Source organism: Streptomyces saintjeani, from assembly GCF_055409605.1.
In genome coordinates, this window is record NZ_CP189624.1 from 6,588,469 (window position 1) to 6,614,258 (window position 25,790).

Here is a 25,790-nt window from a genome sequence, read left to right on the forward strand (position 1 = left end):
TCGGCCCACGGCGAAGGAGTCCGACGTGCTGATCCTCATCGAACTGCGCAGGTCGCCGGAGGGCCACCTGGAGGGGACGGTGAAGACCGGCCCCGAGGACCGGGGCCACCCCTTCCACGGCGTCGTCTCGCTGGTCTCCGCCCTGGAGGCCCACCTGGACGACCCGCAGGCATTCCGGTTCTCGGGAGGTCCGGACGCAGAACCAGGGGGCGACCCCTGAGGACACCGCGAACACCCCGCCGTACGTTGTGGACGCGGACCCGGGGAGCCGGATGCGGGCCGCGCACAGGGGGGAAACGGGCGTGAGCGGCGCCCAGGGCCGGCCGGCGGAGCCGTGAGAACGGCATCAGGGGGACTCCGTCCGGTCGGCCCGCGCACACCGAACGGTCACACCAAGTCCGAAGCGCACCAGATACGTTCAACCGCGCGCGGACGGCACGGACCGGTGCGAGAACAGTCCCCACACAGGACCCATCGGCATCGCGTTTACGGGGGCGCACCCATGGACACCGAACTGGCCACTCTCGCGGCGAGCGCCGCGAACGCGCTCGTGGGCGCCCTCACCACGGAGACCTGGGAGCGCGCCCGCCTCCTCCTCGCCCGCCTGCGCCGCACGCCCGACACCGAGCGCCTGCCCCTCGAACTCGCCCGAGACCGCGCCCTGTTGCTCGCCGACCCGGCGGACGAGGCGAACCGCTCCGACCTCACGGCGGCCTGGCGGCTGAGGTTCAGGAGAATCGTCGAGGACGACCCGGACGCCGCCCGCGCCCTCCTCGACCTGGTCGCCGAACTCGCCCCGCACGGAGCCCCGCGGACGGGTCCCGTCTTCAACGCCGAGTCCCACGGCCGCTCCCGCATCTACCAGTCCGCCGGCGACATGAACATCGGCCAGGCACCCACATCATGACGGACCGTCAGGAATCGGTCGCCCTCACGCTCACCGCATGGGCGACCGGCGACAGCAGGGTCCTCCAGGCCGCCGGCGACATCGTCGTCCACCACTACGGCGACGGCACGACCGCCTACGACGACACCCCGTCCGCCGTGACCGAGTGCCCCTACCCCGGACTGAAGGCGTTCGACCGCGAGTCGGCGCGCTGGTTCTTCGGACGGAGCAAACTGGTCGCGGAGTTGGGGGAGACCCTCAAGCGGTGCCTGGACGAGGGGACGCCGGCGGCGGTCGTCGCCCCCTCGGGCGCGGGCAAGTCCTCCCTCCTGCGGGCCGGTCTCCTCCCCGAGCTGACGAAAGGCCGGATGCTGCCGGGCTCCCAGCGCTGGCCCCAACTCCTGCTGAAGCCGACGGAGGACCCCCTCGGACAGCTCGCGGAAGCCTCCGCCCGCCTGACCGGCGCCGAACCCGCCCACGTGCGCGCCGCGTTGGACAACGGCCCCGCCACGTACCGCGAGTTGCTCCGCACCAGCCTCCAACTCCCGCCCGGCGCACGGGCCGTCATCGTCGTCGACCAGCTGGAGGAGCTCTTCACCCACTGCCGCGACGAATCCGCCCGCACCCACTTCGCCGACGCCCTCGCCGCCCTCACCCCCCTCGCCCTGGTCGTCTACGGCCTGCGCGCCGACCGCTACGGCGACTGCGCCCCCTACCCGCACCTGCGGGCCGCCCTGCGCAACGACGTGATTGTCGGCGCGATGACCGACGACGAGGTCCGCGCGGCCATCGAAGGCCCCGTGAGCCGCGTGCCGGGCCTCTCCATCGACCCGCAGCTCGCCGACGTCATCGTCCGCGACCTGCGCGCGGGCGCGCCCCAGCGCGACGCCTACCCGCCCGGCCGCCTCCCGTTCCTCTCCCAGGCCCTGCACTCCACCTGGCAGCAGCGCACCGGCGACCGCCTGACCGTCGCCGCGTACCGGGCGGCGGGCGGCATCGACGACGCCGTCAACGCGGCGGCCGAGCGCGTGTACAAGAATCTGACAGACAATCAGAAGGACGTGACGCGCGGCCTGTTCACCGGACTCGTCCGGGTCGACGAACGCGGCGCGACCACCTTCCGCCGCCGCACCCGCCGCGAACTCCTCCAGGAGGCCCGCGACCCGGCCCAAGTCCCCCCGGTCGTCGACGCGTTCACCGAGGCCCGCCTCCTCACCCAGAGCGGCGGCCGACGCGGTGACGGGACCGTCGAGATCACCCACGAGGCGCTGCTGCGGGGCTGGGAACTGCTCGACAACTGGATCGCCCCCGGCAACGAGACCAGCCTGGTCCGCCAGGAGGTCTGGGAGGCCGCCGTCCGCTGGTCCGACGGCGAACACCGCGACAGAGACGCCCTGTTCAGGGGCGCACGGCTCAACCACGCCCGGTCCTGGGCTGCTGTCGCCGACCCCGCCGACGTCACCCCGCTCGCCGCCGAGTTCCTGCACGCCTCCGGCGCCCAGGAGCGCCGTACCCGCAGACTGCGCCGGGGCGCCGTCGCCGCCGTCTCCGCGCTCGCCCTCATCGCCTCCGCGCTCGCCGTCTACGCCCTCGACCGCCGCCGCGAGGCCGTCGAACAGCGCGACGAGGCGATCTTCAACCGGGTCACCGCCGAGGCCGACCGGCTGCGCGGCACGGACAGTGCGCTCGCCGCCCAACTCGACCTCGCCGCCTACGACATGAGGCCCACCGAGACTCTCCGCTCCCACCTGCTCGCCGAGTCCGGCGCGATCCTCCCGCAGACCCTGCCCGGCCGGTACGGCCTCGTCCACACGGTCGCCTTCGGCCCCGGCGGACACCTCATGACAGCCACCTCCGCACCCACCGACACCCTCGGCCGGCTGCGCCTGTGGAACGTCCCCCGCACCACCGTCCCCACCCCGCTCACCGGCGACATCCGCGCCGGCACCGCGACCGGCGGCATCCAGCCCCTCGTCTACGACAAGCGCAACAACCTGATGGTGTGGGGCAGTTCGGACGGACTGATCCGCGTCCTCGACCTCTCCGACCCGGCCCGCCCGCAGCCGCTGTCCGCACCCGTACGGGTCTCCCGGCACGGCACGGTCGGCAGCCTCGCGCTCAGCGCCGACGGCCGCACCCTCGCCGTCGCCGTCACCACCACGGGCACCGCGACCCCCGGCGTCCCCGCCTCGATGACCGGCGAGGTCGAACTGTGGAGCCTCGCCGACCCGCGCGCCCCGCACCGGCTGAGCCGCGCCCTGAACACGAGCGGCCAGGGCATCGGCAGCGTCGCCCTCACCCCCGACGGCAAGGTCCTCGTGGCGGGCGGCGGCACCGCCCAAGGAGGCCAGGGCGCCGCCCTGTTGAAGCTCTGGGACGTCTCCGACCCCACCCGCCCCAAACCGCTGCCCGACCCGAAGGGCGGCCACGCCTTCGTCATCAACCAGGTCGCGATCAGCCCCGACGGCCACACCCTCGCCACCGCCTCCAGCGACTACCGCGTCCTGCTCTGGAACCTCACCGACCCCCGCCGCCTCACCACCGTCAACCAGCTCATGCTCAACTCGGTGGTCAACTCGGTGGCGTTCAGCCCCGACGGCCAACTCCTCGCCACCGGCGACACATCGGGCGGCGTCAACCTCTGGAACGTCCGAGCCCCGGCCCGCGCCCGCGTCATCACCCCCACCCTGCGCGGCCATTCGGGCATGGCCGGCACCCTAGCCTTCGGCCCCGACAGCCGTACGGTCGTCAGCGGCGGCGCCGACGGACTCGTACGCCTCTGGCGCCTGCCGCCCGCGCTGGTGATCGGCGACGAGGTGCTGGCGCTCGCCGCGACGCCCGACGGACGCCGCATCGCCGTCGCCACGGGCAACCGCGTCACCCTGTGGGACGTCTCCGCGCCCGACCGGTTCGTCCGCCTCGGTGAACTCCCGGCGCTGACCGGCTCGGTGAACGCGCTCGCGTTCCGCCCCGGCCGCCAACAGGTCCTCGCCACCGGCGAGTTCACCGGAGCCGTCCGGCTGTGGGACGTCACCTCGCCCACCCGCCCCACCCCGCTCGGCCCCGCCCTGACCGGCGTCGGCGACCCGGTGTCGGCACTCGCCTTCGCCGCCGACGGCACCACCCTCACCGCCGGCTACCTGGAGGTCCGCAACCGGTACGCGGGCGGCTTGCGCGCCTGGAACACCACAAACCCCGCGCAACCCACCGCACTTGGCGGCAACATCGGCGGAATCACCCTGCCCGTCCGGGCGTTGGCGGCCGACCCGGCCAACGACAAGATGTACTCAGGGGACATGATCGGCCTGCTGCGGTCCTGGCGGACCGGGCCGGGCAAGGCCCCGGTGATGACCGGGTACGCCCTCAACGCGCAGATCGTCTACGCGATCACCCTCAGCCGCGACGGCCGGCTCCTCGCCACAGCGGGCGGAGACAGCCGACTTCACCTCTGGGACGTCTCCGGCACCGGCGCCCCGCGCCAGACCGGCGGCCCCCTCACGGCCGGGGCGATCCTCAACTCCGCCGACTTCTCACCCGACGGCCGCCTCCTCGCCAGCGGCGACGCGGGCGGCGAGATCCGCCTCTGGAACACCGCCGACCCCGCCCACCCCGCCCTCTACGGCGCCCCCGTCCCCGGCCACATCGGCTCCGTGTCCGGCCTGCGCTTCCTCCCCGGCGGCGCGCTGGTCAGCACCGGCAACGACGGGACCGTACGCCTCTGGCAGACCGGCGTGGCGCGCGCCCGCGCACAGATCTGTGCGGCGACGCACACCGCGCTGACGAAGGAGACGTGGCACGAACACATCTCGGCGGACCTGCCGTACGACCCGCCCTGCGCGTGAACAGGCGGGCGGTGGGCCTGCATTGAGACGGTCAGCGCCGCCACAGCGACACGGTCCCGTCCGGGCCCGCCGTCGCGACGAGGTGGGGATCCGAGCCGAACGCGACGGACCTGGCCGGGAGTTGGACCGGGTTGCCCAGATGCCGGGGACGGTCCGGGTGGGTGATGTCCCACAGACGTACGACGTCGTCCTTGCCGATCACCGCGAGCAGGGCGGCGTCGGCGCTGAACGCGAGGGCGCGCGGGAGGCGGGCGCCGGTGTTCAACTGGCGTCCTCTCGGGGTGGGTTCGTAGTTGCGGGCCAGGTCCCACAGTTGGACGTTCCCCAAGTCGTCGGCGATGGCGAGGGTGTTGCCGTCCGGGGAGAACTGCGCGGCGTGCGCGGCCTGCGAGAAACTCGCCGTTGTCTGGAAACCCTCACGGGCGGATCCGTTCGTCGCGGCCTCCCGCAGGACGGTCAGGTTCCGCGAGCGGCGTACGACGATGTCGAGGCTCCCGGTCCGCTTGCGCAGGGCCTTCACGCCGCGTACGTCGGGGGTGAATTCGAGCCAGGGCAGTACGCCCACCCCGGTGTCCCAGGTGATCAACTGCTCGTCGGAGGCCGCCAGCACCGTCCGGCGGTCCGAGTCGATCCCCAGCGCGGACACCGGTCGGGCGTCCGGCATCCGCGAGAGGTACACCTCCCTCGGCCGCACGGTGTCCGCCACGTCCCACGCCTCGACCCCGCCCGCTCCGACCACCATCAGGCGGTTCCTGTCCGCCGGCGAGAACACCATGGCGCCCGCGCCGACTTGGGGGCGCATTCCCCCGGCCGCCCGCCACCGCACGTCCGGCACCGCCCCGCCGGGCGGCGCCGGTTCCCGCCACGGTGTCGGCAGCACGCCCTGCGCGGCGGCCGTGGTCAGACAGGTGAGGACGAGCGCGAACGTGGTGAGGAGACCGGGGAACCAGTGAGGGCCCGGCCGGGGGACCGAGGGGAGACGCGGGGGCATCGGCCGCAGGGCGAGCGCGAGGGCGAGACGGGTCGCGAAGTCGCGGGGGTACGGGGCGGGTTGGCGACCGGCGGTGCGGGGTGAACCGTACACGGGTGGCCGTCGGCCGTCGTACGGGGCGGCGTGCACCCCGTCGTCCGGGGTGAGTTGACGACCGGAGTCCACCCCTTCGTACGCGGCGAGTTGACGCTCGGCGCGCACCCCGCCGTACATGTCCGCCGCCAGCGCCCGCACCCACCTCCCCAACTCGCTGTCATAGCGCGGCACTTGACCTCCCGCTCTCGGCGCTCTCGCGGGCGGCGGGTACGGCGGGGTCGGCGGCCGGGGGTGCGTCGTACAGCGGGATCGCCTGGAACAGGCGGGCGACCACCAGCGGGGTCGCGACGCCCGCCATCAACGCGGCCGTCTCGTCGGTGAGATACCCCGCCGCCCCGAGCGCCGCCGCGAGCCCCAGCCCGGCGAACAGCCGCAGCGCGACCGCCACCAGCATCACCGGCCGGTCGGCCCTGCTGTGCCACGGCCACCGCCACTTCCGGCGCGGGCCGACCGGTCGCATGGACGCGGAGAGATTCAGCGCTTCGGCGACACCGCTTCCCAGCAGTCCCCAGAGCGCGGCTTGCAAGCCTGTCACGAGAGAACGGTAGCGGAGTGTGTGTGAATCGTGGCATTCGGTGAGGTAAGTGCCATCTTCTGCCTCCCGGTCGCAGGTCAGAAACTTGTGGATACGATTTCCGCAACGGCGAGTTGGGGAGACCTGCGTGTCACTGTTGATAGGGATGGCGACCTCGGCCGTCACCACGGTCGCGTCGGGTGCCTTGTCCGGAGCGGGCGGCGAGGCCGGGCGCCGGATCTCCGAACGGCTCTACGGCCTGCTGAGCCGCGCCCGCCCCGGGGAGACCGCCACCTTGCCGGTCACCGAGGCCGAATGCGCCGACGCCGCCCGGGACTTGGACGAACTCTCCCGTAGATCTGGGGAGTTGGCCGAAGAGGTGAGCGCATGGCTGCGTGAGGCGACCCGGTTCGCGGAGCGCGCGACGCCAACTGCCGTTGCCCGCCCACGGATGCTGCCGCCGTCGACCGCCGTGTTCACGGACCGCGAGGACGTCGTGGAGTGGATCGAGGCGCTGCCCGGCGAAGGTGACGGCCCGTTCGTGGGGGTGCTCACCGGCCCCGGCGGCATCGGCAAGACGGCCGTGGCCGTCCGGGGCGGCAGCCGCCTGCGCGAACGCTTCCCCGACGGCGACCTGTTCGTCGACCTCGCCGGCGACTCCGCCGCCACCGCCCTCACCCCCTCCGACGTCCTCGCCCGCTTCCTCGAAGCCCTCGGCGTGGCGCCCGACCGGGTCCCCGGCGACGAGGCCCGCCAACGCGACCTCTACCGCACCCTCACCGCCGACCGCCGCCTCCTCGTCGTCCTCGACAACGCGCACGACGACGCCCAGGTCATGCCCCTGATCCCGGCGTCCCCCACCTCGTTGACCCTCGTCACGAGCCGGCACCGGCTCGCCCGCCTGACCGCCCACTACGGCGCCCGCCCCCGCACCGTCGGCCCCCTCTCGACCGATGACGCCATGCTCCTGCTGGCGCGTACGGTGGGAAGAGCAGCCCCGGAGGCGGCAGTTCGGGCCGTCGCCGAGGGCACCGGCGGGTACCCGCTCGCGGTGTGCACGACCGGCGCGGGGCTCGCGCAGCGCGAACACCTGAGTTGGGAACGGGTGGCCCGAGACCTACGACGGGAGGAAGGCGAACCGATGACCGACAACCCCGTACGCCTCGCCTACGACGTCTCCTACGGCCAACTCCCACCCGACACCGCCGCGTTCTACCGCGCGCTCGGCGCTTGGTCCTGGCCGACGATCACCCTCCAGATCGCCGCCGCTGCCGCCGGGGTCACCGAGAGCACGGCACGCGAACAGCTCGAACACCTCGCCCGCGTACACCTGTTGGAGGAGATCGAGGAGGAGCGGTACCGCTTCCATGACGCCGCCCGGGCCCACGCGCGGGAGTTGGCCCACGCCGAGGACGGTCTCGGGCGAACAGCCGCCGCCGTACGGCGCGTTGCCGTCGCGCTGCTGAAATCGACCGCGAACGCGGATCATCGGGTGATGCCGCTGCGGTGGAGGCTCGGACCCGCCTATCGCGGACTCCGTGCCCAATCGCCCGACGGCAAGCGGGCGTTGGCTGAGCTGAGCCGTGAGCGGGAGAACATCGCCGCCGTGATCCGGGCCGCCGCGCACCACGGATTCGACGACCTCGTCTGGCAGTTGTGCGAGGCGACATGGAGTCTGCACCTGCGGCTCGGGTTCCATGCGCAGTGGATCGACACCCACCTGCTCGGTGTCGAGGCCGCGCGGCGGCAGGCCGAGGAGTTCGGCGATCCGCGTGCGGTGGGGCGGATGCAGGTCCAACTCGCCTTCGCCTACATGGGAGTCGGGCGGGCCGCCGACGCTGCCGAGGCGCTTGCCGACGCCGTCGCCGCCGATCAGGCATGCGGGCATCATCGCGGCGAGGCCAGCGCGGTCGAGACCGCCGGACTGCTCCGACTCCGGCTGTGGAACTGGCGCGAGGCCGCCCAGCGGTTCCAGGAAGCGCGGACCGTCTGGGCGCGTGTCGCCGACGGGGACGACGGGTTCCAGGACAAGGAGCGTGCCATCGCCCTCCTCGACCTGCACACCGGGCGGGCCGAGACCGGTGCGGGTGACTTCCCCGCCGCCCTCGCCCGGCTCAACGGCGCGCTCGTGGGCTTCCGTTCACTCGGCGATGTCCACAACGAAGGACGCGTCTACACGTGCCTCGGGGAACTCCACCGCAACGCCGGAGACCTCGAACAGGCCCTCGTCTGCCTCGACAAGGCCGTCCGGATCATGGCGTCCGAAGGGGCTTGGCCGCAGCACGCCGACGCGGTCGAGCTGCGGGCCGACGTGCATCGGCGGGCCGGGCGGGAGACTGAGGAGGCGGCGGATCTGCGGGTTGCGGGGGAGTGGTACGAGGGGAACGGGGATGCGGCCGGAGCGGGGCGAGTTCGGGAGCGGCTCGCCGAACTGGCGCTGTGAGAAGCTGGGTTGGGGGATGCGCCTCAGCAGATCCGGGGCAGGTTCCTTTCAGGGGCCGGTGATGCTCAGGGGTAGCTCGTGACGCCGACCCGGTGCGCCTCCGCCCCCGTCCACACCGTCAACTCGCCTGGCATCTCCGCCGGTTGCTCCTCGTCGGTCAGCCATGCGTACAGCGCCGACGCGTACGCCGCCGGGTCGCACAGGTCCGCGCGGCCGTCCGGCTCCGGTGCCGCCGTCAGCCGTACGACCCTTCCGTCCCGCGTCCCCACGACACACCGGTCCGGTCCGTCCACGTACACCGCCAGGCCGCAGTACGGGTACCTAGCGAGCGTCTCCGCCGTCCATGACGCGGGCGGGCCCAGGCGGGGGTCGTTCTCGTGGGCGCGGCGTACGACGATGTCGGCGAGCGTCAGGCGGCCCGTCTCGCGGGTCTCCTCGTCGACGACCGTGTGGGCGGCGTCGGAGTCGGTGCGCGGGTCGGGGGCGTCGCCGGTCACGGGGTGACGGGTCACCTCGATCGCGTTGTCGCGGCGACGCGTGAACACGCGTACCGGGGCGGTGAGTTGGGCCGGGGTGTACGGGGGGAGTGGGAGGGGGTCGAGGAGGGGCGGGTGTGTTTCCGGTTCGGGGATTCCCAACAGGTCGTAGAAAAGGCGCCGTAGAAGCGCTGCGGACTCGCCCGGCGACGAACTCGTCTGCTCCGCGAGGTCCTTGTAGCGGGCCGGGTCGTGTGTGCTGATCGCCCGGTCTATCTGGGCGCGGAGGCTGCCCCGCCGGACCAGCTGAGGGGCCGTGCGGCCGAGGGCGGCCACCGGGGAGTCCGGGGCCAAGTCCTGCTGGGGGAAGGCACCGAGGAGTACGGGGACGCCGATGGACGCGGCGTAGTACGTGACGCTGGAGTGGTCGCCCAGTACGCAGTCCGCCGCGATCAGGGCCTGCCGCCAGCCGTCGAGGGGGTCGACGGTGTCCAGTCCGGCCCGCTGCGCGCCGTCCAGCCAGGCTCGTACCTGGCCGGGGCCGTGACCGTGCCAGATGTTGGGGTGGAGGACCGCTGTCGTGCGGTACTCGTCGGCGGGGAGTTCTACCGGGAGCCGGGAGAGGAGCCAGGGGAGGAGATCGTCCTCGTCCCACGCATCGCCGCCGAACAGGGACCTCGGCGCCCAGGTGGAACTGACGACGACCAGCTTCTGCCCGCGCGCAACACCCAACGCCCGGCGGAATCGCTCACGTTGAGGAAGTGCCGCGAGGATACGGTCGTAACAGGGGTCCCCCGCGAGAGCCGCGGTCTCCGCCGCTGCCGGCACCGACTCCCTGAGCCTGTCGAGCTGTTCGGGGTGGGACAGGACGGTCGCGGCGGCGAGAGGTCGGCCGTCAGGGCGAAGCAGCCAGTCGGACGAGAGGCCGAACACGGGGGCTGGGGCGGGTGGTTGAGGCGTTGAGGCGTTGAGGCGTTGAGGCGTTGAGGCGTTGAGGCGTTGCCAGCCTCTTATTATATCCGACCCCGTGTGACAATACGGCCAAATTCCCCTGAATTTCCCCGAGTTCACCCCCATAGCTGGCCGAGACGGCCAGGTCGAACTCGGTCTCCTTCGCCTGCTCCCAAGGCACCACCGGCACCCCCACCCCCGCCAACAACTCCGGCACCCCCGCGAGAAACGGCGACGACCCCGTGCACGTGGCGAACAACTGCACCCGCACATCGCTGTGGAACAACGGCAGCACATCCAACAACCGTGTGGCCGAAGTGACGTTGTGCACGACGAACAACACCCGCCGGCACCCACTCCGCGTCACCCACCGCCCGGAATCCTCCCCCACGGGCACGCGCAACCACCCCACCGCACCGCCCACAGCCCGCCCCGCCCCCTCGCCACTCGTACGCCGCCCGCTGTTCAGCGGGAGATCATCCGATGCTATCCGGCGAGGGATCGACGACCGCGTCCGGCATACGGTCAGGCCGGATTCTCGACCGTGCGCGCCAGGATGCCCAACGTCGCACGGAGGGCGGATTCCTGGAGGATGGGGAAGATGCCGGCCGCGCGGTAACGCTCGTGGATCCGGCTCCAGTCGTAGTACGAGGTGACGTGCGTGCCGGTGGGGGTGGGCCGCAGGACGTAGCCGTACCGGTGGTCGATGTCCGGCTTGAGGTCGGGGGACACGGGCGTCCATTCGATCAGCGCGTCCTCGTCGTACGCGGTGATGACGACCGTCACGTCGTACCGGCCCATCGGGCGGTCGTTGAGCGCCTCGCGGTCCATGTGTACGACGAAGGAGTCACCGGCCTCGGCCACGCGCTCGCCGTCGGCGGACTGGAGCATGCCGGAGCTGTCGATGGAGACGTGGCCGCGCGGGTCGGTGAGGAGGGCGAAGACGCGGGCCGGGGGCGCGGCTATCTCGCGGGTCACCTCGAAGCGCTCGTCGGACATGGGGCTCCCTCGTTTCTGTAACGGGTTACTGCGCGGTTTCTATGGGGGGTGTCGGAGGTCTGTCAGGGTTTCTGTGCATCGGCCGGCCGCTGAGTCCGCCGACTCACGACACGGATCTTGAGATCGCCGGAATCCTAGTCTCCGCCCCGCTCCAACCCCGCAACGGTCCCCCTGATCGTCGGATTCCGGTACAGCTCCCGCAGCCGTACGGCCGGAAGCCCCTGTTCCCGCAGCGCGGCGGTGATGCGTACGGCGAAGAGGGAGTTCCCGCCGAGTTCGAAGAAGTCGTCGTCGGGACCGACGTCCGTGCCGAGGACGTCGCTCCAGATCCTGGTGAGACAGGCGGTGAGATCGTCAGTAAACGGTTGCTCTTGTTGCCGCGCGGGCGCCGGAGCCGCGACGAGCCGCGACACGTCCAGCTTCCCGTTCGCCGTCAACGGCAAGGCGTCCAGTGCGGTGACCGTCGCCGGCACCATGTACTCGGGGAGGAGGCCGGCGGCGCGTTCGCGTACGGTGCTGGTGCTGCCGCCGTTCAGTACGACGTACGCATCGATCCGCGCCCCGGCCGCGTCCCCCTCGCGGTGGACGACGACGGCCGCCGTCCGCACATCGGCATCCTCCAGCAGGACGTTGCGAATCTCGTCCAACTCGATCCGGAATCCCCGGACTTTGACCTGACTGTCGATACGGCCGAGGTGGTCGAGCCGCCCGTCGGGACGCAGCCGGCCGAGGTCACCGCTGCGATAGAGCCGACCGTCGCCGTACGGGTCCGGCACGAACCGTTCGGCGGTCAACTCCTCCTGCCCGAGGTACCCGAGCGCGACCCCGGCACCACCGACGCAGATCTCACCCGCGACACCGGGAGGGAGCAACTCACCCTCGGGGCTGGTGACATACAGGTTCCACCCCGGCAACGCCCGCCCCACGGAACGGGTCCCGGCGAGAGCCAAGGCCCGGGTGAGGGTCTGCTCGGTGACATGGACGGTGGTCTCGGTGATCCCGTACATGTTGACCAGCCGGCACGCGGGATGCAGGTCGAACCACGGCAACACCCCACGTGCATCGAGGGGTTCACCCCCGAAGACGACCAACCGCACACCCACGGCCCCGTGTTCGACACTCATCAACTGCCCGAACGCGGACGGCGTTTGGCTGACCACGCTGACCCGCTCGGACACCAGCAGATCCCGGAAGGCGTCCGGCTCACGCGAGACGAAGTACGGTACGACGACCAGCCGCCCCCCGGTGAGCAGGCACCCCCAGATCTCCCAGACGGAGAAGTCGAAGGCGGCGGAGTGGAACCACGTCCACACGTCCTGCGAACCCAGCCCGTACTCCTCCCGCGTCGCATCGACGAGGGCGATGACGTTCCGATGCGGGACGACGACTCCCTTGGGCCGCCCCGTCGATCCGGACGTGTAGACGACGTACGCGGGCCCGTCCCCCGGCGTAGGCAACTCCCCTTCTCCGCCGACGAGTTCATCCGGCGAGACCGCATCGGCGAACCCCGCCAACCGCGTCACCATCACCCGCAACCCGGCGTCCCGAGCCGTGTACGCGATCCGCTCCGCCGGATACGCGGGGTCCACCGGCACATACGTCCCCCCGGCCTTCAGCACGGCGAGCAGCACGACGACAAGCTCGGCGGTACGGTCGAGACACACCCCCACCCGATCCCCGGGCACCACCCCTCGCTGGACGAGCCCCCACGCCAACTCCCCGGCCCGCACGTCGAGTTCTCCGTACGTCAGCTGCTTCGCGCCGTCCGTCACGGCGATGCGCTCCGGCGCCCGCCCGGCGATCTGTGCAAACGCTTCCACAACACTGACGGCACCCGACCCCGGCGTGGCGACCCGCCCGGCCCGCCCGAGCGCCACGACCCGCTCACGCTCCCCGGCGTCGAGCAACTCCACTTCGCTCGGAGGCACTTCGTCGAGAACCTGCCGATGAACATGCACGAGATGCCGCACGAACTGGGCGGCGATCCCTCCCGAGAAGTGGCTCCCGAGATGGTCGCACCGCAGCCGAACCCCTTCGACGTCCCGCACGACCGACACGGTCAACGGAAACGGCGGCGCGAGACACGGCACATACTCCCCGCCCCACTCGACGTCGTCGAAGAGGAGCCCGGCGAGGACGGGACCGCTCGCGGGAACGGGCTTCGCGTCGCGCAGGACGTAGGCGCCGTGATCGGTACCGAGGAGCGCGTCCTCGGAGCCGTACCGTGCCAGCGTCACACCGAGGGCGGTCAACCAGCTCGTCTCATCGCCGAGTTCGCTGATCGGCAGAATGTACGGGGCACCCGGCATGCCGTCGGGGAGACCCCAGGGAGGCGGGGGCGCGCTCTCCGGCCCGTCCACCGGCCCGACGTGACCCCCACGCGGCCCGACAGCGATCAGATCGCTGCCGCCGTCCGCGTACCGCAACACCACCCGCCGCACCCCCTCCGCGGCCCGCGCCATCTCAACTTCCCGACGCCGCACGGCGATCGGATGATCGGCGGGTACGGGCAGCTCCTCGATCCAAACCCGAGACCCTGGTTCGACAGAGGCCGACGGGGTCCGCAGGGCACAGCAGCGCGCGGCAAGAGACGACGACACGGGGGTAACTCCTCGATGTTCTCAGGCAGTTCAGCGGGCGCTGAACCCGCCGTCCACGGTCAGTACGGACCCGGTGATCTGCCGGGACTCGTCGGACGCGAGGAACACGACCGCCCCGGCCACGTCCTCCGGCTCGATCAGCGTGTTCATCGGCTGCGCCTCCACGAACGTCCGCTCGTGCTCATGGACCGGCACCTCCAGCGCCCGCGCGATCTCGGCCAGCATCCGCCCCTCGGCCTGCGGTTCGTCCCGAACGGACCCCGGGCACACGGCATTCACCCGCACCTTCGTCGGCGCGTAGTCCAGCGCGGCGGCCTTGGTGAGCCCGATCACCGCATGCTTGGCGGCGACGTACCCGGCGAAGTGCCGATACCCCACCAGCCCGGCCGTGGAAGCGACGTTGACGATGCTCCCCGACCGCCGGGCACTCATCGCCTTGCCCACCTCGCGGATCACCCGCCACGCGCCCGACAGGTCGACATCGATCATCAACGCCCACTCGTCCTCGTCGATCTCATGCACCGGCTTCCCCGAAGGCGCCGCGATCCCCGCGTTGTTGACGGCAACGTCGATCCGCCCGAACCGGTCACAGGCGACCGTCACCGCTTCCCGTACGGCCGGCAGGTCCCGGATATCGGCCTCGACCGTCACCACGGCAGCGCCCGCCTGCCTGCACAGGTCGGCCGTATGCTCCAACTGCCCCCGCGTGCCCAGCGGATACGGCACCCCGGGCAGATCACCGCAGATGTCCAGCAGAGCCAGATCGGCTCCCTCACGGGCACAGGCCACCGCGATCGCCCGCCCCAACCCCCGAGCCGCGCCGGTCACCAGCACCGACTTGCCGTCGAGACGCATACGGAACTCCCTGACTACGAAACGGACTTGAGCCGGTCGGCGATCGTGCGCGCCAACTCCGGCCCCGACTCGGTGAGATACATGTGACCGCCGGGCACCTCGACATGGTCGAAGTCACGGCTGGTCGCCTTGGACCAGGAGGCCGCCTCGTCACGGCTCACCAACTCGTCGTCCACGCCCCGGAAAACGGTGATCGGTACGTCCAGCGGAAGGCTCGTGCTGCGGACGTAGGTCTCGTGCATCTCGACGTCCGCCCGCAGCGTCGGCAGCAGCAGTTCCCGCATCTCCGGGTCCTCCAGCGCGGGATGCCGGTACCCGGCGAACTCCCCGACCCGGTCGAGGAATTCGTCGTCGGACAGCCCGGTGGCCCGTCGCTCACGCCCGAGATCGGGCTCGGGGGAGCCGCTCACGAAGAGGTGCGCGACCTCGACGCCGGGCACCGCGACGAGCCGGTGGGCGAGTTCGTAGGCGAGGACGGCTCCGAGGCTGTGCCCGAAGAGCGCGAACCGGCCGCCGTCGAGGTCGAGTTGGCTCAGCAGCCCGGCCACGGCCTCGTGCACGTCCCGGTACGGTTCGTCGTCGATCAACCGCTCACGGCCCGGGAGCTGAGGTGCGACGATCTCCAACTCGCCACCGGACCAGGGCCGGTAGAAGGAGGCGCCGGCACCGGCGTAGGGCAGACAGATCAGCTTGGTCACGGTCACTGTCCCATCGCGTCGATGAGGCTCTGCGGACGCATGTCGGTCCAGTGCTCCTCGATGTACTCCAGGCACGCGGTCCGGCTCGCCCGGCCGTGCACGACCGTCCACCCGGCCGGTACCTCGGCGAAGGCGGGCCAGAGGGAGTGCTGGTTCTCGTCGTTCACCAGCACGAAGTGCTCGATCGAGTCGTCGTCGAAGGGGTTGGTGGTCATGTCGGCTTTCTCCTAGGCGAGTTGCTCGGCCAGCGACGGGCCGATCCGGTCCAGTGCCCCGGGGCGGGTCATCTCCCCGTGGGTGCAAGGGATTTCGTGGTCGACGACGCGACCGGTGACGTACGGACGCCAGTCGCCGTACCGGCCGGGCACGGCGCCCGGGTCGTCGGCGGCGGTGAACACCAGCAGGTCACCGTCGTACAGGGTGGGCGCGAACTCCTGGAGCAGGCGCCCGTTTCGGGCCGTCACCTCGACCAGCGCGGCGAGTTCGTCATCCGTGAGGCCACCGGCCATGTCGGGCACGCTCCGGATGACCTCCACGAACTGGTCGTCGGTGACCGGGACGTGGGGAGTCGGACGGCCGAGGACGGTGAGGATGCTCCGCAGCAGCGTGGGCCGGTCGGCCGGCGGCGCCTGCCGGATCCAGGTACCGGGGAAGGCGTCGAGGACCGCGAGCAGCGCGACCTTCTCCCCGGCCGCCTGGAGCGCGACGGCCACCTCGTACGCGACGAGCCCGCCCATCGAGTAGCCGAGCAGGTGGTACGGCCCCTCGGGCTGCCGCTCCCGGATGCGCGCGGTGTGCTCGGCGACCGCCTCGGCCAGCGTCGCGGCCGGAGCCTCGCCGGGGACGAGCCCGCGCGACTGGAGCCCGAACAGCGGTCGCCCCGGGGCGAGATGACGGGCGAGCCCGGCGAACCCCCAGGCCAGTCCGGACGCGGGCGGCAGACAGAACAGCGGCTCGCGCTCGCCCCGTACCCGCAGCGGCAGCAGCGGGCCGAGCGGCGCGGCGCCCGCTTCCACCGGCCCCCGGGCCAGCGCGGCGACCGTCGGCGCGTCGAAGAGAGACCGCAGCGAGGGTTCGACACCGAGTTCCGCCCGGATGCGGGAGGTGAGGCGCGGGGCCAGCAGCGAGTGCCCGCCGAGGTCGAAAAAGCTGTCATGGACGCCGACTTGGGCCGCGTCCAGACTCAGCACCTCGGCGAAGATGTCCCGGATCCGCTCCTCCCGCAGGGTGCGCGGAGCGGTCCTCGCCGCGAGGAGCGCGTCCGGGGCCGGGAGCGAGCGGCGGTCCAACTTGCCGCTCGCCGTACGGGGGACGGCGGGGACGGTGACGTACGCGGTCGGCACCATGTGGGCGGGGAGAGTGCGGGCGAGGTGCTCGCGCAGGGCGTCGGGGGAGACCGGCCCGCCGGGGACGACGTACGCGACCAGCCGTTTCTCGCCCGGCGCGTCCTCCCGCACGGCCGCCGCCGCCTCTTCGACCGCCGGATGTGTTGCGAGCGCGGCCTCCACCTCGCCCAACTCGATGCGGAAACCCCGGACTTTGACCTGCTGATCGGCGCGGCCCAGGAAACGCAGCTGGCCGTCGGGCTCGCGTACCGCCAAGTCGCCGGTGCGGTAAAGGCGTTGACCGGGTCTCCCGAACGGATCGGCGACGAAGCGCTCGGCCGTCAGCGCCGGGCGGCCGAGGTAGCCGCGTGCGGGGCCGCCGCCCGCGACGTACACCTCACCCACCGCGCCGTCGGGGACCAACTGGAGGGCGTGGTCCAGGAGATGGATCTGGTTGCGGGCCAACGGGCGGCCGATGGGCGGTTCTTGGTCGCGCGGTGAGGTGCCGGTGCTGGTGCCGTGGGTCGTGGGCGCCTCGGGGGTGTCGTCGGCCGACCGCCACGCCGTCGCGTAGACCGTCGCCTCCGTCGGGCCGTAGAAGTTGACGAGCAGTACGCCGGGGAAAGCGTTCTCTACGTCTTTCCGCAGCCGGGCCGGGATCGGCTCGCCGCCGAGGGCGACCGTGTGGGCCGAGACGGGGGGCCGTTCGGCCAGGACGCTCGCCATGACCGTCGGAACGCCGCTGATCAGGCCCGCCTCGCGGGGTGTGCCGTCGGTCAGGGCGAGCAGGTTCTCGACGATCTCGATCCGGCCGCCGCAGGTCAGCGGCGAGAAGATCTCGAACACCGACACGTCGAAATTGAGCGAGGTGGAGAACAGGACCTCCGCCAGCCGCTCCGGGCCGAACGCCGTGTGCGTCCACTCCACGAACTCGACCGCGTTGCGGTGCGTGGCGAGGACGCCCTTGGGGCGGCCGGTGGAGCCGGAGGTGTAGGTGATGTAGGCCAGGTTGTCGGGGGTGGCGGGAGTTGTGGAAGCGGTTACCCGAGTCTGCTGTCCGGCTGTACGGGTCGGATCGAGTACCGGTGTTCCGTCGGGCAACGCGCGGGCCGTGCCTTCTGCTGTTGCCAGGACCACGACCGGCTGCGCGTCCCCGACGATGTACGCCAGCCGCTCCGCCGGATACGCCGGGTCCAGTGGCAGATACGCGGCACCCGATGTGAGCACCGCCAGCACCGCGACGACCAACTCCGCCGTACGCGGCAGCGCGATCCCCACCACCCGCTCGGGCCCCGCGCCGAGTTCGACGAGCCGCCCAGCCAACTGCCGGGCCCTCTCGTCGAGTTCGCGGTACGACAGAGAGGTTCCGCGATCGAGTACGGCGACGGCATCGGGAGTTGCCGCCACCTGCGCCGACCAGAGATCGATGAGCGTCCGGGACGCGGCCGGCGGCAACTGGGCCTGGCACGGCCGGTCTTCGAGCGCGATGAGCCCCTGGGGCTGCTCCGGTTCCGCCGCCATCGCCGTGAGGATCCGCACCAGCCGGGCCAGCGTGGCCTCCGCCCACTCGGGCGTGAACAGGTCCGGGCGGTAGGCGAGCCGGAAGCGCGGGCGAGGGCCGGGGAGCGCGACGAGCGTCACCGGGTAGTGGGTGGCGTCACGGCCGCTCGAACCGGCGAGCCGGAGGCCCTCGCCCGAAGTCGCCAGGTCCGCCGGGTAGTTCTCGAACACGAGGAGGGTGTCGAAGAGTTCGGGCACCCCCGCCGCCCGCTGGATGTCCGCGAGGCCGAGGTGGTGGTGGTCGAGGAGCGTCGCGTAGGTGTCGCGCACCTCGCGCAGGAGGCGGGCCGGGGAGTCCGCCGGACGCAGCCGTACCCTCGTCGGGACCGTGTTGATGAACAGGCCCACCATGCTTTCCACGCCCGGGAGTTCGGGCGGACGTCCCGACACCGTCGTACCGAACACGACGTCGTCGCGGCCGGTCAGCCGGCCGAGGAGGAGCCCCCAGGCCGACTGGACAAGGGTGTTGAGGGTGACGCCGAGGCGTCGCGCGGCCGTGGTGAGGGCGGCGCCCGTCTCCGGGGACAACTCAACTCTCGCCTGGGCGAGTTGGCCCGCTCCCGGAGGTGCCTGGGGCGCCAGGCGGGTCGGTTCGGTGACTCCGTCGAGCGCGTCGCGCCAGGCTTCCTCGGCGGCCGTGCGGCTTTGGCGGTTCAGCCACTGGAGGAAGGTGCGGTACGGCGGGACGGGCGGCAGCTCGATGCCCTTGTGGAGGGCGAGGAGTTCCCGGACCAGGACCGCGACCGACCAGCCGTCCAGGAGGATGTGGTGGTGGGTGATCAGCAGGCGGTGGCGCTGGTCGGAGAGGCGGGCCAACGTGCAGCGCAGAAGGGGAGGCCGGGTGGGATCGAAGCCGGTTTCACGGTCCTTGTCGAGGAGTTCGGCCCAGGCCGCTTCCTGGTCGTCGACGGTGGTGAGGTCGGTTTCCGTCCAGGGGAGGGCCGCGCGGTGGGGGACGACCTGTACGGGCTGGCCGCCCCGGCGGCGCCTGAACGCCGCGCGGAGGTTGGGGTGGCGGTCCAGCAGGGCCCGCGCGGAGGCGTGCAGGCGGTCCGCGTCCATCGGGCCTTCCAGGTCGAACACCAACTGGACGACGTAGACGTCCTGTTCACCCCGCTCGTGCTCGTACAGGGCGTGGAAGAGAAGGCCCTCCTGGAGCGGGGTGAGGGGGAGGACGTCGGCCGGTGCCGGCTTGGGGGTGGTGGGGGGAGTCACCGGTCAGTCGTCCAATCCGTCGGCCAGCTCGGCGAGTTCGTCGTCGGAGAGGGCCAGGTCGTCGAGATCGTCTTGGTCGGCGGGGCCGTTGGAGCCGTCAGGGCTGTCGAAGTCGCGTGGTGCAGCGGGGGAGTTCGGGACATCGGAAGAGATCGGAGGTCGCTTCGGCGAGGTGAGGGCCGGGGTATCGGGGTGACGCTTCTCGGTATCGGGTCGGTGCTGTGCGGTGTCGGTTCGGGCGGCGCGTGAGGTGACCTCCGTACGCCATGCCTCCGCCAGCGCCCGCACCTCGGTCTCGGTCAGCACCCCTTCGGGCCACGACCAGTCCGCCACCAGGACCGGCCCTTCGTCCGAGTCCCGTACAACCGCGTTGATCTCCAGGGCGTGCGCGACGGCGAGTTCGGGATCGGTGCCCTTGGCGAGGGACGGCGACTCCGGGGCGAACGTCCACGACTCGGTGCCGGGAGTGGTGAACCGGCCCAGGTAGTTGAACCCGATCGCGGGCGCCGGAACCTTCGCCAACTCGTCGGCCGTGTCGGGGTTGAGGTAACGCAGCAGCCCGTATCCGAGCCCGTTGTCCGGCAGTTCACGCGCCCGCTCACCCGCTGTGCCGATCCGCACCGGGTAGAGCGAGGTGAACCAGCCGACGGTGCGCGAGAGTTCGACACCGGGAACCACTTCCTCCCGCCCGTGCCCCTCGACGTCGACCACGACCTCCGAGCACCCGTACCGCGCACCGACAGCCGACGCGAGCCCGGCGAGCAGAACGTCCTGGACCCCGGCACCGCTGATGAGCCGACTGGTCGCCTCGGCCCCAAGTACCACGCGCATGGCCCGAGTTGTGGCGGCGTTGTCCTGATCGGGATCGACCGGCCGCGCCCCCAAGGGCGTCCCCGCCGTCCCACGCCACAGTTCGACCTCGTCGCTCCTCGCCGCCGCCTGAGTCTGGAGAACCTCGGCCCAGCGCTTGAACGACGTTCCGACGATCGGCAGTTGAGGTTTCCGCCCGGCCCTGACCGCCTCCCACGCCGACTTGAGGTCCGGCAGGATCACCCGCCACGACACACCGTCGACGACGAGATGGTGCACGACGATCAGCAGGCGCCCGTCCCGCCCGGGACCGGCGTCGAACCACACGGCACGGAGCATCGTCCCGCTTGCCGGGTCGAGCAGGGCGACGGCCCGCTCGGACTCCTCGGTGACGGCGGAGTGGAAGTCGTCGGTGCCGGAGACGTCCCGCCGGACGATCCGGTCGGCGGCGTTCACCGAACCCGCCTGCGGCACGACCAGCCCGTCGGCTCCGAACTCGGCCCGCAGCATGTCGTGATGGTCGAGCAGAGCCTGAAGTGCCCCGGTGACGTCCGTGAGTTGGGCCTCCGGTGGCACCGTCAGCAACACGGACTGGCTGAACCTCCCTATGGGGCCGCCTCGTTCGAGAAGCCACCGCATGATCGGCGTCAGAGGAACCAGGCCGGTCCCGTCGTCCGCCCGCACGGTCACCGGACCCCGGGCCACCGCCGCCAACTCCCGTACCGTCTGGTGCTTGAAGACCTCCCGCGCGGTGATCACCACACCCGCCTCGGCGGCCCTGCTCACCAGCCGGATCGCCGCGATGCTGTCACCACCGAGCGCGAAGAAGTCCTCGTCCACGGGGACTTCGTCCAGCTTGAGCAACTCGCCGTAGAGACCGGCCAGTACACGTTCGGCCGGGGTGCCGTTCCGGGAAGGCGTGACCCCTTCCTCGGGCGCGACCGGCGCCGGAGCCTGGCGCACGGGCCGCACGTCGTCCCCGTGCAGATCCACGGCCCCGATCCGCACCCCGGGGTCCACCACGACCGCAGCGAGCAGCCGCACGAACGCCCGCGCCAGCCGTTCGCCCGTCTCCGTGTCGAACAAGTCCGTGCTGTACTCGGCGATTCCGTCGATCCCCGCCGGGGTGCCGTCCTCCTCGCGGCGCTCGCTCAGATAGAGCGACAGATCGAAGCGGGCGGCACCGGTCTCGACGATCTCGCGGCTCGCCTCGATCCCGGGCAGCCGCAGCGTCGTCTGCTCGCCGTGCCCGGTGAACGCCAACACCACCTGGAACAAGGGGTGATGGGACAGCGTCCGCTTCGTGCCGAGCGCATCCACCAGCACATCGAACGGCACGTCCTGACGCGCGTACGCCGCGAGATCGAACTCCCGCGTCCGGCCGACCAGTTCACGGAACGTGGGGTCACCCGACGTATCGGTCCGCAGCGCGAGGCTGTTGACGAAGAACCCGACCAGTTCATCCAGCCTGCTGTCCGGCCGCCCGGCCACGGGCGTCCCGATCGTGACGTCCGTCCCCGAACCGAACCGCGTGAGCAGTGCGGCAAGCCCCGCCTGCACCACCATGAACAGGGTCGCCTTCGACGCGGCGGCCAGCCGGGCGAGGCCCGCGTGAAGGTCCGCGTCGATCGTGAACCCGGCCCGGTCACCGTTCCCGGTGGGCTCAGCGGGGCGAGGGCGGTCGAGGGGCAACGGCAACTCGGCGGGGGCACCGGCCAATGCGCCACGCCAGAACGCCACGTCACGCCCCAGCGGACTTCCGGCGTCCGACGCCTCCCCCAACGTCTCCCGCTGCCACTGCGCGAAGTCGGCGTACTGGAACGGCAGTTGCTGGAAGCCCGGCTCTTCGCCGGCGATCCGAGCCGCGTACGCCGTCTCCAGGTCCCGCATCAGCGGTGTCATCGACCAGCCGTCGACGGCGATGTGATGCGCCACGAGCGACAGCACATGTGTCTCGGCATCCAGCTCGAACAAGGTTGCCCGGATCGGCAGTTCGGCCGCGAGATCGAAGCGCTGCCGGGCGGCCCCGGTGAGGCGCGCGGCGAGTTCCCCGGCGGTCGTCGAGATGACCGTGAGGTCCAAGTCCCGTGCATCGACGATCCGTTGGTACGGAGTCCCCTGGAAGTCGGGGTACAGCGTCCGCAACGACTCATGCCGCGCCACCAGGTCCCCGAGAGCCGCCCGCAGCGCCTCCCGGTCCAACGGGCCCGACAACCGCAGCGCCCACGGCACGGTGTACGTCCCGTTGCCCGCGTCCAGCCGGCTCAGGAACCACAGCCGCTGCTGGGCGTACGACAACGGAATCGGCGCGTAACCCCTCTCGTACGCGGCGAGTCGAGGGCGGTCTTCAGTGCGTGCCTCCTCCACCCGCAGCCTCTCGGCGAGGGCCGCCGGTGTCGGCGCCTCGAACACCGCCCGCACCGGCAACGCCGTACCCAACGCGCCCCGGACCCGGTCCGTGAGCCGCATCGCCAGCAGGGAGTCACCGCCGAGGTCGAAGAACCCGTCGTCCACACCGACTTGATGCACCGCGACACCGAGCAACTCCGCGAACACCCCGCACAGGATCTCCTCCTGCGGCGTACGCGGCGCCCGGCCTGTGTGACCGCCTGCCGTCACGGGCTGCGGCAGCGCGGCCCGGTCCAACTTGCCGTTCGCGGTCAACGGCAGCCGCTCCAGGGGGACTACGGCCATCGGGACCATGTGCTCGGGCAACGTACGAGCCGCGTGCCGACGCAATTCCTCGGCGTCCAGGGCCTGTCCGACGACGTACGCGATGAGCCGACCGTCCCGCACGGCCACGACAGCCTTCTCGACGCCCTTTTGCCGGGCGAACGCGGCTTCCACCTCGCCGAGTTCGATCCGGAACCCGCGCACCTTGACCTGGTCGTCCGCCCGGCCCACGTACTCCAGCTCGCTGTTCACCGACCAGCGTGCCAAGTCCCCTGTCCGGTACATCCGTTCACCCGCCCCGCCGAACGGATCGGCCACGAACCGCCCTGCCGTCAGCCCGGCCCGACCCACATAGCCCCGCGCGAGCCCGGCCCCGGCGACATACAACTCCCCGGTCACCTCCGGCGGCACCACCCGCAACCCGGCGTCCAGCACATACGCCCGCAGATCGGGAATCACCTCCCCGATCCGCCCCCTGCCGTCCCCGACCACCTCCCCGGTGAGCGGCAGCCCGGTCACATGGACGGTCGTCTCGGTGATCCCGTACATGTTCACGAGCACCGGCGCGTCCTGCGGATACCGGCCGAACCACTCGACCACCGCACCCGGGTCCAACGCCTCCCCACCGAACACGACGTACCGCAACGCCAACCGCTCCCGCAGCTCCGGAGCCGCCGCATCCGCCCGCAACAACTCCCCGAACGCCGACGGCGTCTGATTCACCACCGTCACCCGTTCCCGCGCGAGCAACCGCAGAAATTCCCCCGCGTCCCGGCTCACCTCGAACGGCACCACCACCAACGTCCCGCCGTGCAGCAACGCCCCCCACAACTCCCACACCGAGAAGTCGAACGCGTACGAGTGGAAGAGCGTCCACACGTCCCCCGGCCCGAAGTCGAACCAGCGGCGGGTGGCGGAGAGCAGCCGGACGACGTTGCTGTGGGGGATCGCGACACCCTTGGGGCGGCCGGTGGAGCCGGAGGTGTAGATGACGTAGGCGGTGGTGGACGGGTGGCTGAGCCACTGGGCCACCGGAGGTGTGGAGGCCGGCGGGGGAGTGGCCGAGTGGCTGAGCCACTGGTCCACGGGCGGCGCGGAGGTGGACGACTGGCTCAGCCACTCATCCACAGGCCACTCGGCCACCGCCCCGATCCGCACCACCGGCACCTCGCACCCGGCCGGCACCTCCACCCCGTCCCCCGCGACCACCAGCACCGGCCGCGAGTCGGACAGCATGAACTCCAGCCGGTCCGCCGGATACGCCGGGTCCATCGGCACGTACCCGGCACCCGTCCTCAGCACCGCCAGTACCGCGACCACCAGCTCGGCGGAGCGCGGCAGCGCGAGGGCCACCAGGCGTTCGGGGCCGGCGCCGTGAGCGGTGAGGAGGGCGGCCAGGTGGGAGGAGTGTTCGTCGAGGGCCGCGTACGTGAGGCGGGTGCCGTCGTAGACGACGGCGGTCGCGTCGGGGGTGCGGGCCGCCTGCTGGGTGAAGAGTTCGGGGAGCGTGGCGCCGGGCGGTTCGACGGCGGCCGGTGCGGGCGTGAGCAGCCGTTCCCGTTCGCCGGGCAGGAGGACGTCGATCTCGCCGACCCGCCGCGTCACATCACCGGCCAGCGCCGCGAGGACCACGGCGAAGCGGTCGAGGAGGCGGCGGGCGCCGGGCCCGTCGTAGGTGTCAGGGCGGTAGGAGAGGCGCAGGGTGAGGCGGCGGGCCGGGAGGACGGCGAGGGTGAGGGGGTAGTGGGTGGCGTCGCGTCCCGTCAACTGGCGTACGGGGGAGTCCCCTTGGGCGCCGGGATGGTTCTCGAAGGCGAGCAGCGTGTCGAAGAGGTCAGCGACGTCGGCGGCCCGGCGGATGTCGGCGAGCCCGAGATACTGGTGCGGCAGCAGTCCCGCCTGCCGCGACTGGAGCCCGCCGAGAAGGTCGGCGACGGTCTCCTGATCGTCCCAACGCACCCGCAACGGCACGGTGTTGATGCAGAACCCGACCATCGAGGCGACGTTGCGCAGCTCCGGCGGACGCACCGACACCGTCTGCCCGAACACCGCCTCGGACCGCCCGGTGAGCCGCCCGAGGAGTACGCCCCAGGCACCCTGCACCAGGGTGTTGAGGGTGACACCGAGTGAACGCGCCGTGCGCTCGGCCTGGTTGGTGAGATCCTCGGGCAACTCGACGATCAACTCGTGCGGCAGCACAGGGGCTGTGGGGGCGCCGGGAGCGAGAAGGACCGGCTCGTCGAGGCCGAACAGCTCGTCGTGCCAAGCCTGTTCGGAGGCCGGGCGGTCCTGGCGGGCCAGCCACGCCACGTAGTCCCGGTACGGCGGCACGGGTGCGAGCGCGGTCGGGTGCTGGCCCGCGTACAGGGCGGCGAACTCGCGGGTGAGGAGCTGTTTGGACCAACCGTCCAGCAGAATATGGTGGTTGGTGATGATCAGTCGGTACAGCTCCGGTCCGATCCGGACGAGCAGGTACCGCAGCAGCGGCGGCCTGGCGAGGTCGAAGCGCCGGGCGCGTTCCTCGTCGAGGAGACGCTGCCAGGCGGCGTCCCGCTCGGAGTCGCCGCACGAGGACAAGTCGGCCTCGGCCCAAGGGAGTTCGACGTCCGTGGGAACGATCTGTACCGGCGCCCCCGCCTCCCGGCGCCGGAAGCAGGCGCGCAGGTTGGGGTGCCGGTCGAGGAGCGCCTGACCGGCGGCGCGTACGGCGGCGGGGTCGACCTTGCCGGTCAACTCCATTATCTGCTGGGCCGCGTAGACGTCAGGGCTGCCCTCGTCGTCGTACAGGGCGTGGAAGAGCAGCCCTTCCTGCAACGGCGACAGGGGCAGGACATCCGCGATTCCGGACCGGGTCAC

Annotated in this window: 14 protein-coding genes; 4 read left to right on the forward strand and 10 right to left on the reverse strand. The window is 71.7% G+C overall.

The annotated features are described in order from the left end of the window. Positions 1-25 precede the first annotated feature (25 nt). The 3 genes from ACQCO7_RS30170 (at position 26) to ACQCO7_RS30180 (ending at position 4,728) form a co-directional block, all read left to right on the forward strand. A complete protein-coding gene (locus ACQCO7_RS30170; protein ID WP_050369202.1) occupies positions 26-220 on the forward strand; it encodes a hypothetical protein in 195 nt (64 codons plus the stop codon). A gap of 282 nt (positions 221-502) precedes the next feature. Then, positions 503-907, forward strand: a complete 405-nt coding sequence (locus ACQCO7_RS30175) for a hypothetical protein (RefSeq protein ID WP_464074764.1) — start codon at positions 503-505, stop codon at positions 905-907. Then, complete coding sequence (locus ACQCO7_RS30180; protein ID WP_464074765.1) at positions 904-4,728, forward strand: nSTAND1 domain-containing NTPase; 3,825 nt, start codon at positions 904-906, stop codon at positions 4,726-4,728. Before ACQCO7_RS30175 ends, ACQCO7_RS30180 begins: the two co-directional genes overlap by 4 nt. A 31-nt stretch (positions 4,729-4,759) precedes the next feature. Here ACQCO7_RS30180 and ACQCO7_RS30185 read toward each other — a convergent pair whose 3' ends face one another. Further along, positions 4,760-5,986 carry a WD40 repeat domain-containing protein gene (locus ACQCO7_RS30185; RefSeq protein WP_464074766.1) on the reverse strand — a complete coding sequence of 409 codons (1,227 nt, stop codon included), beginning with the start codon at positions 5,984-5,986 and terminating at the stop codon, positions 4,760-4,762. After that, on the reverse strand, positions 5,973-6,350 hold the full coding sequence (locus ACQCO7_RS30190; protein ID WP_133258282.1) for a hypothetical protein: 378 nt from the start codon (positions 6,348-6,350) through the stop codon (positions 5,973-5,975). Before ACQCO7_RS30190 ends, ACQCO7_RS30185 begins: the two co-directional genes overlap by 14 nt. Positions 6,351-6,477: 127 nt before the next feature. On the opposite strand from ACQCO7_RS30190, the gene ACQCO7_RS30195 reads away from it, so the two are divergent. Then, entirely contained in the window at positions 6,478-8,772 is a 2,295-nt protein-coding gene (locus tag ACQCO7_RS30195; RefSeq protein ID WP_464074767.1) for an AAA family ATPase, read from the forward strand. Between the two features lie 65 nt (positions 8,773-8,837). Here ACQCO7_RS30195 and ACQCO7_RS30200 read toward each other — a convergent pair whose 3' ends face one another. From ACQCO7_RS30200 to ACQCO7_RS30235, 8 genes are all read right to left on the reverse strand, one after another. Next, on the reverse strand, positions 8,838-10,181 hold the full coding sequence (locus ACQCO7_RS30200; protein ID WP_464074768.1) for a hypothetical protein: 1,344 nt from the start codon (positions 10,179-10,181) through the stop codon (positions 8,838-8,840). 543 nt (positions 10,182-10,724) lie between these two features. Further along, positions 10,725-11,198, reverse strand: a complete 474-nt coding sequence (locus tag ACQCO7_RS30205; protein WP_464074769.1) for an SRPBCC family protein — start codon at positions 11,196-11,198, stop codon at positions 10,725-10,727. Between the two features lie 134 nt (positions 11,199-11,332). Beyond that, on the reverse strand, positions 11,333-13,660 hold the full coding sequence (locus ACQCO7_RS30210; RefSeq protein ID WP_464074770.1) for a non-ribosomal peptide synthetase: 2,328 nt from the start codon (positions 13,658-13,660) through the stop codon (positions 11,333-11,335). Between the two features lie 168 nt (positions 13,661-13,828). Further along, complete coding sequence (locus tag ACQCO7_RS30215; RefSeq protein ID WP_464074771.1) at positions 13,829-14,653, reverse strand: SDR family oxidoreductase; 825 nt, start codon at positions 14,651-14,653, stop codon at positions 13,829-13,831. A gap of 14 nt (positions 14,654-14,667) precedes the next feature. After that, positions 14,668-15,357 carry a thioesterase II family protein gene (locus tag ACQCO7_RS30220; RefSeq protein ID WP_464074772.1) on the reverse strand — a complete coding sequence of 230 codons (690 nt, stop codon included), beginning with the start codon at positions 15,355-15,357 and terminating at the stop codon, positions 14,668-14,670. Beyond that, positions 15,354-15,566, reverse strand: coding sequence for an MbtH family protein (locus tag ACQCO7_RS30225; protein ID WP_464074773.1), 213 nt, complete (start codon positions 15,564-15,566; stop codon positions 15,354-15,356). The genes ACQCO7_RS30220 and ACQCO7_RS30225 overlap by 4 nt, the downstream gene beginning before the upstream one ends. A 12-nt stretch (positions 15,567-15,578) precedes the next feature. After that, positions 15,579-19,451, reverse strand: a complete 3,873-nt coding sequence (locus ACQCO7_RS30230) for an amino acid adenylation domain-containing protein (RefSeq protein ID WP_464074774.1) — start codon at positions 19,449-19,451, stop codon at positions 15,579-15,581. 3 nt (positions 19,452-19,454) lie between these two features. Further along, positions 19,455-25,790 (reverse strand): amino acid adenylation domain-containing protein, encoded by a 6,336-nt coding sequence (locus ACQCO7_RS30235; RefSeq protein ID WP_464074775.1) that lies wholly within the window; start codon positions 25,788-25,790, stop codon positions 19,455-19,457.

Coding starts and splice junctions, on each gene's coding strand:
- ACQCO7_RS30175 (WP_464074764.1), top strand. CDS start 503: ATGGACACCGAACTGGCCACTCTCGCGGCGAGCGCCGCGAACGCGCTC.
- ACQCO7_RS30180 (WP_464074765.1), top strand. CDS start 904: ATGACGGACCGTCAGGAATCGGTCGCCCTCACGCTCACCGCATGGGCG.
- ACQCO7_RS30205 (WP_464074769.1), bottom strand. CDS start 11,198: ATGTCCGACGAGCGCTTCGAGGTGACCCGCGAGATAGCCGCGCCCCCG.
- ACQCO7_RS30210 (WP_464074770.1), bottom strand. CDS start 13,660: ATGGCGCGGGCCGCGGAGGGGGTGCGGCGGGTGGTGTTGCGGTACGCG.
- ACQCO7_RS30215 (WP_464074771.1), bottom strand. CDS start 14,653: ATGCGTCTCGACGGCAAGTCGGTGCTGGTGACCGGCGCGGCTCGGGGG.
- ACQCO7_RS30225 (WP_464074773.1), bottom strand. CDS start 15,566: ATGACCACCAACCCCTTCGACGACGACTCGATCGAGCACTTCGTGCTG.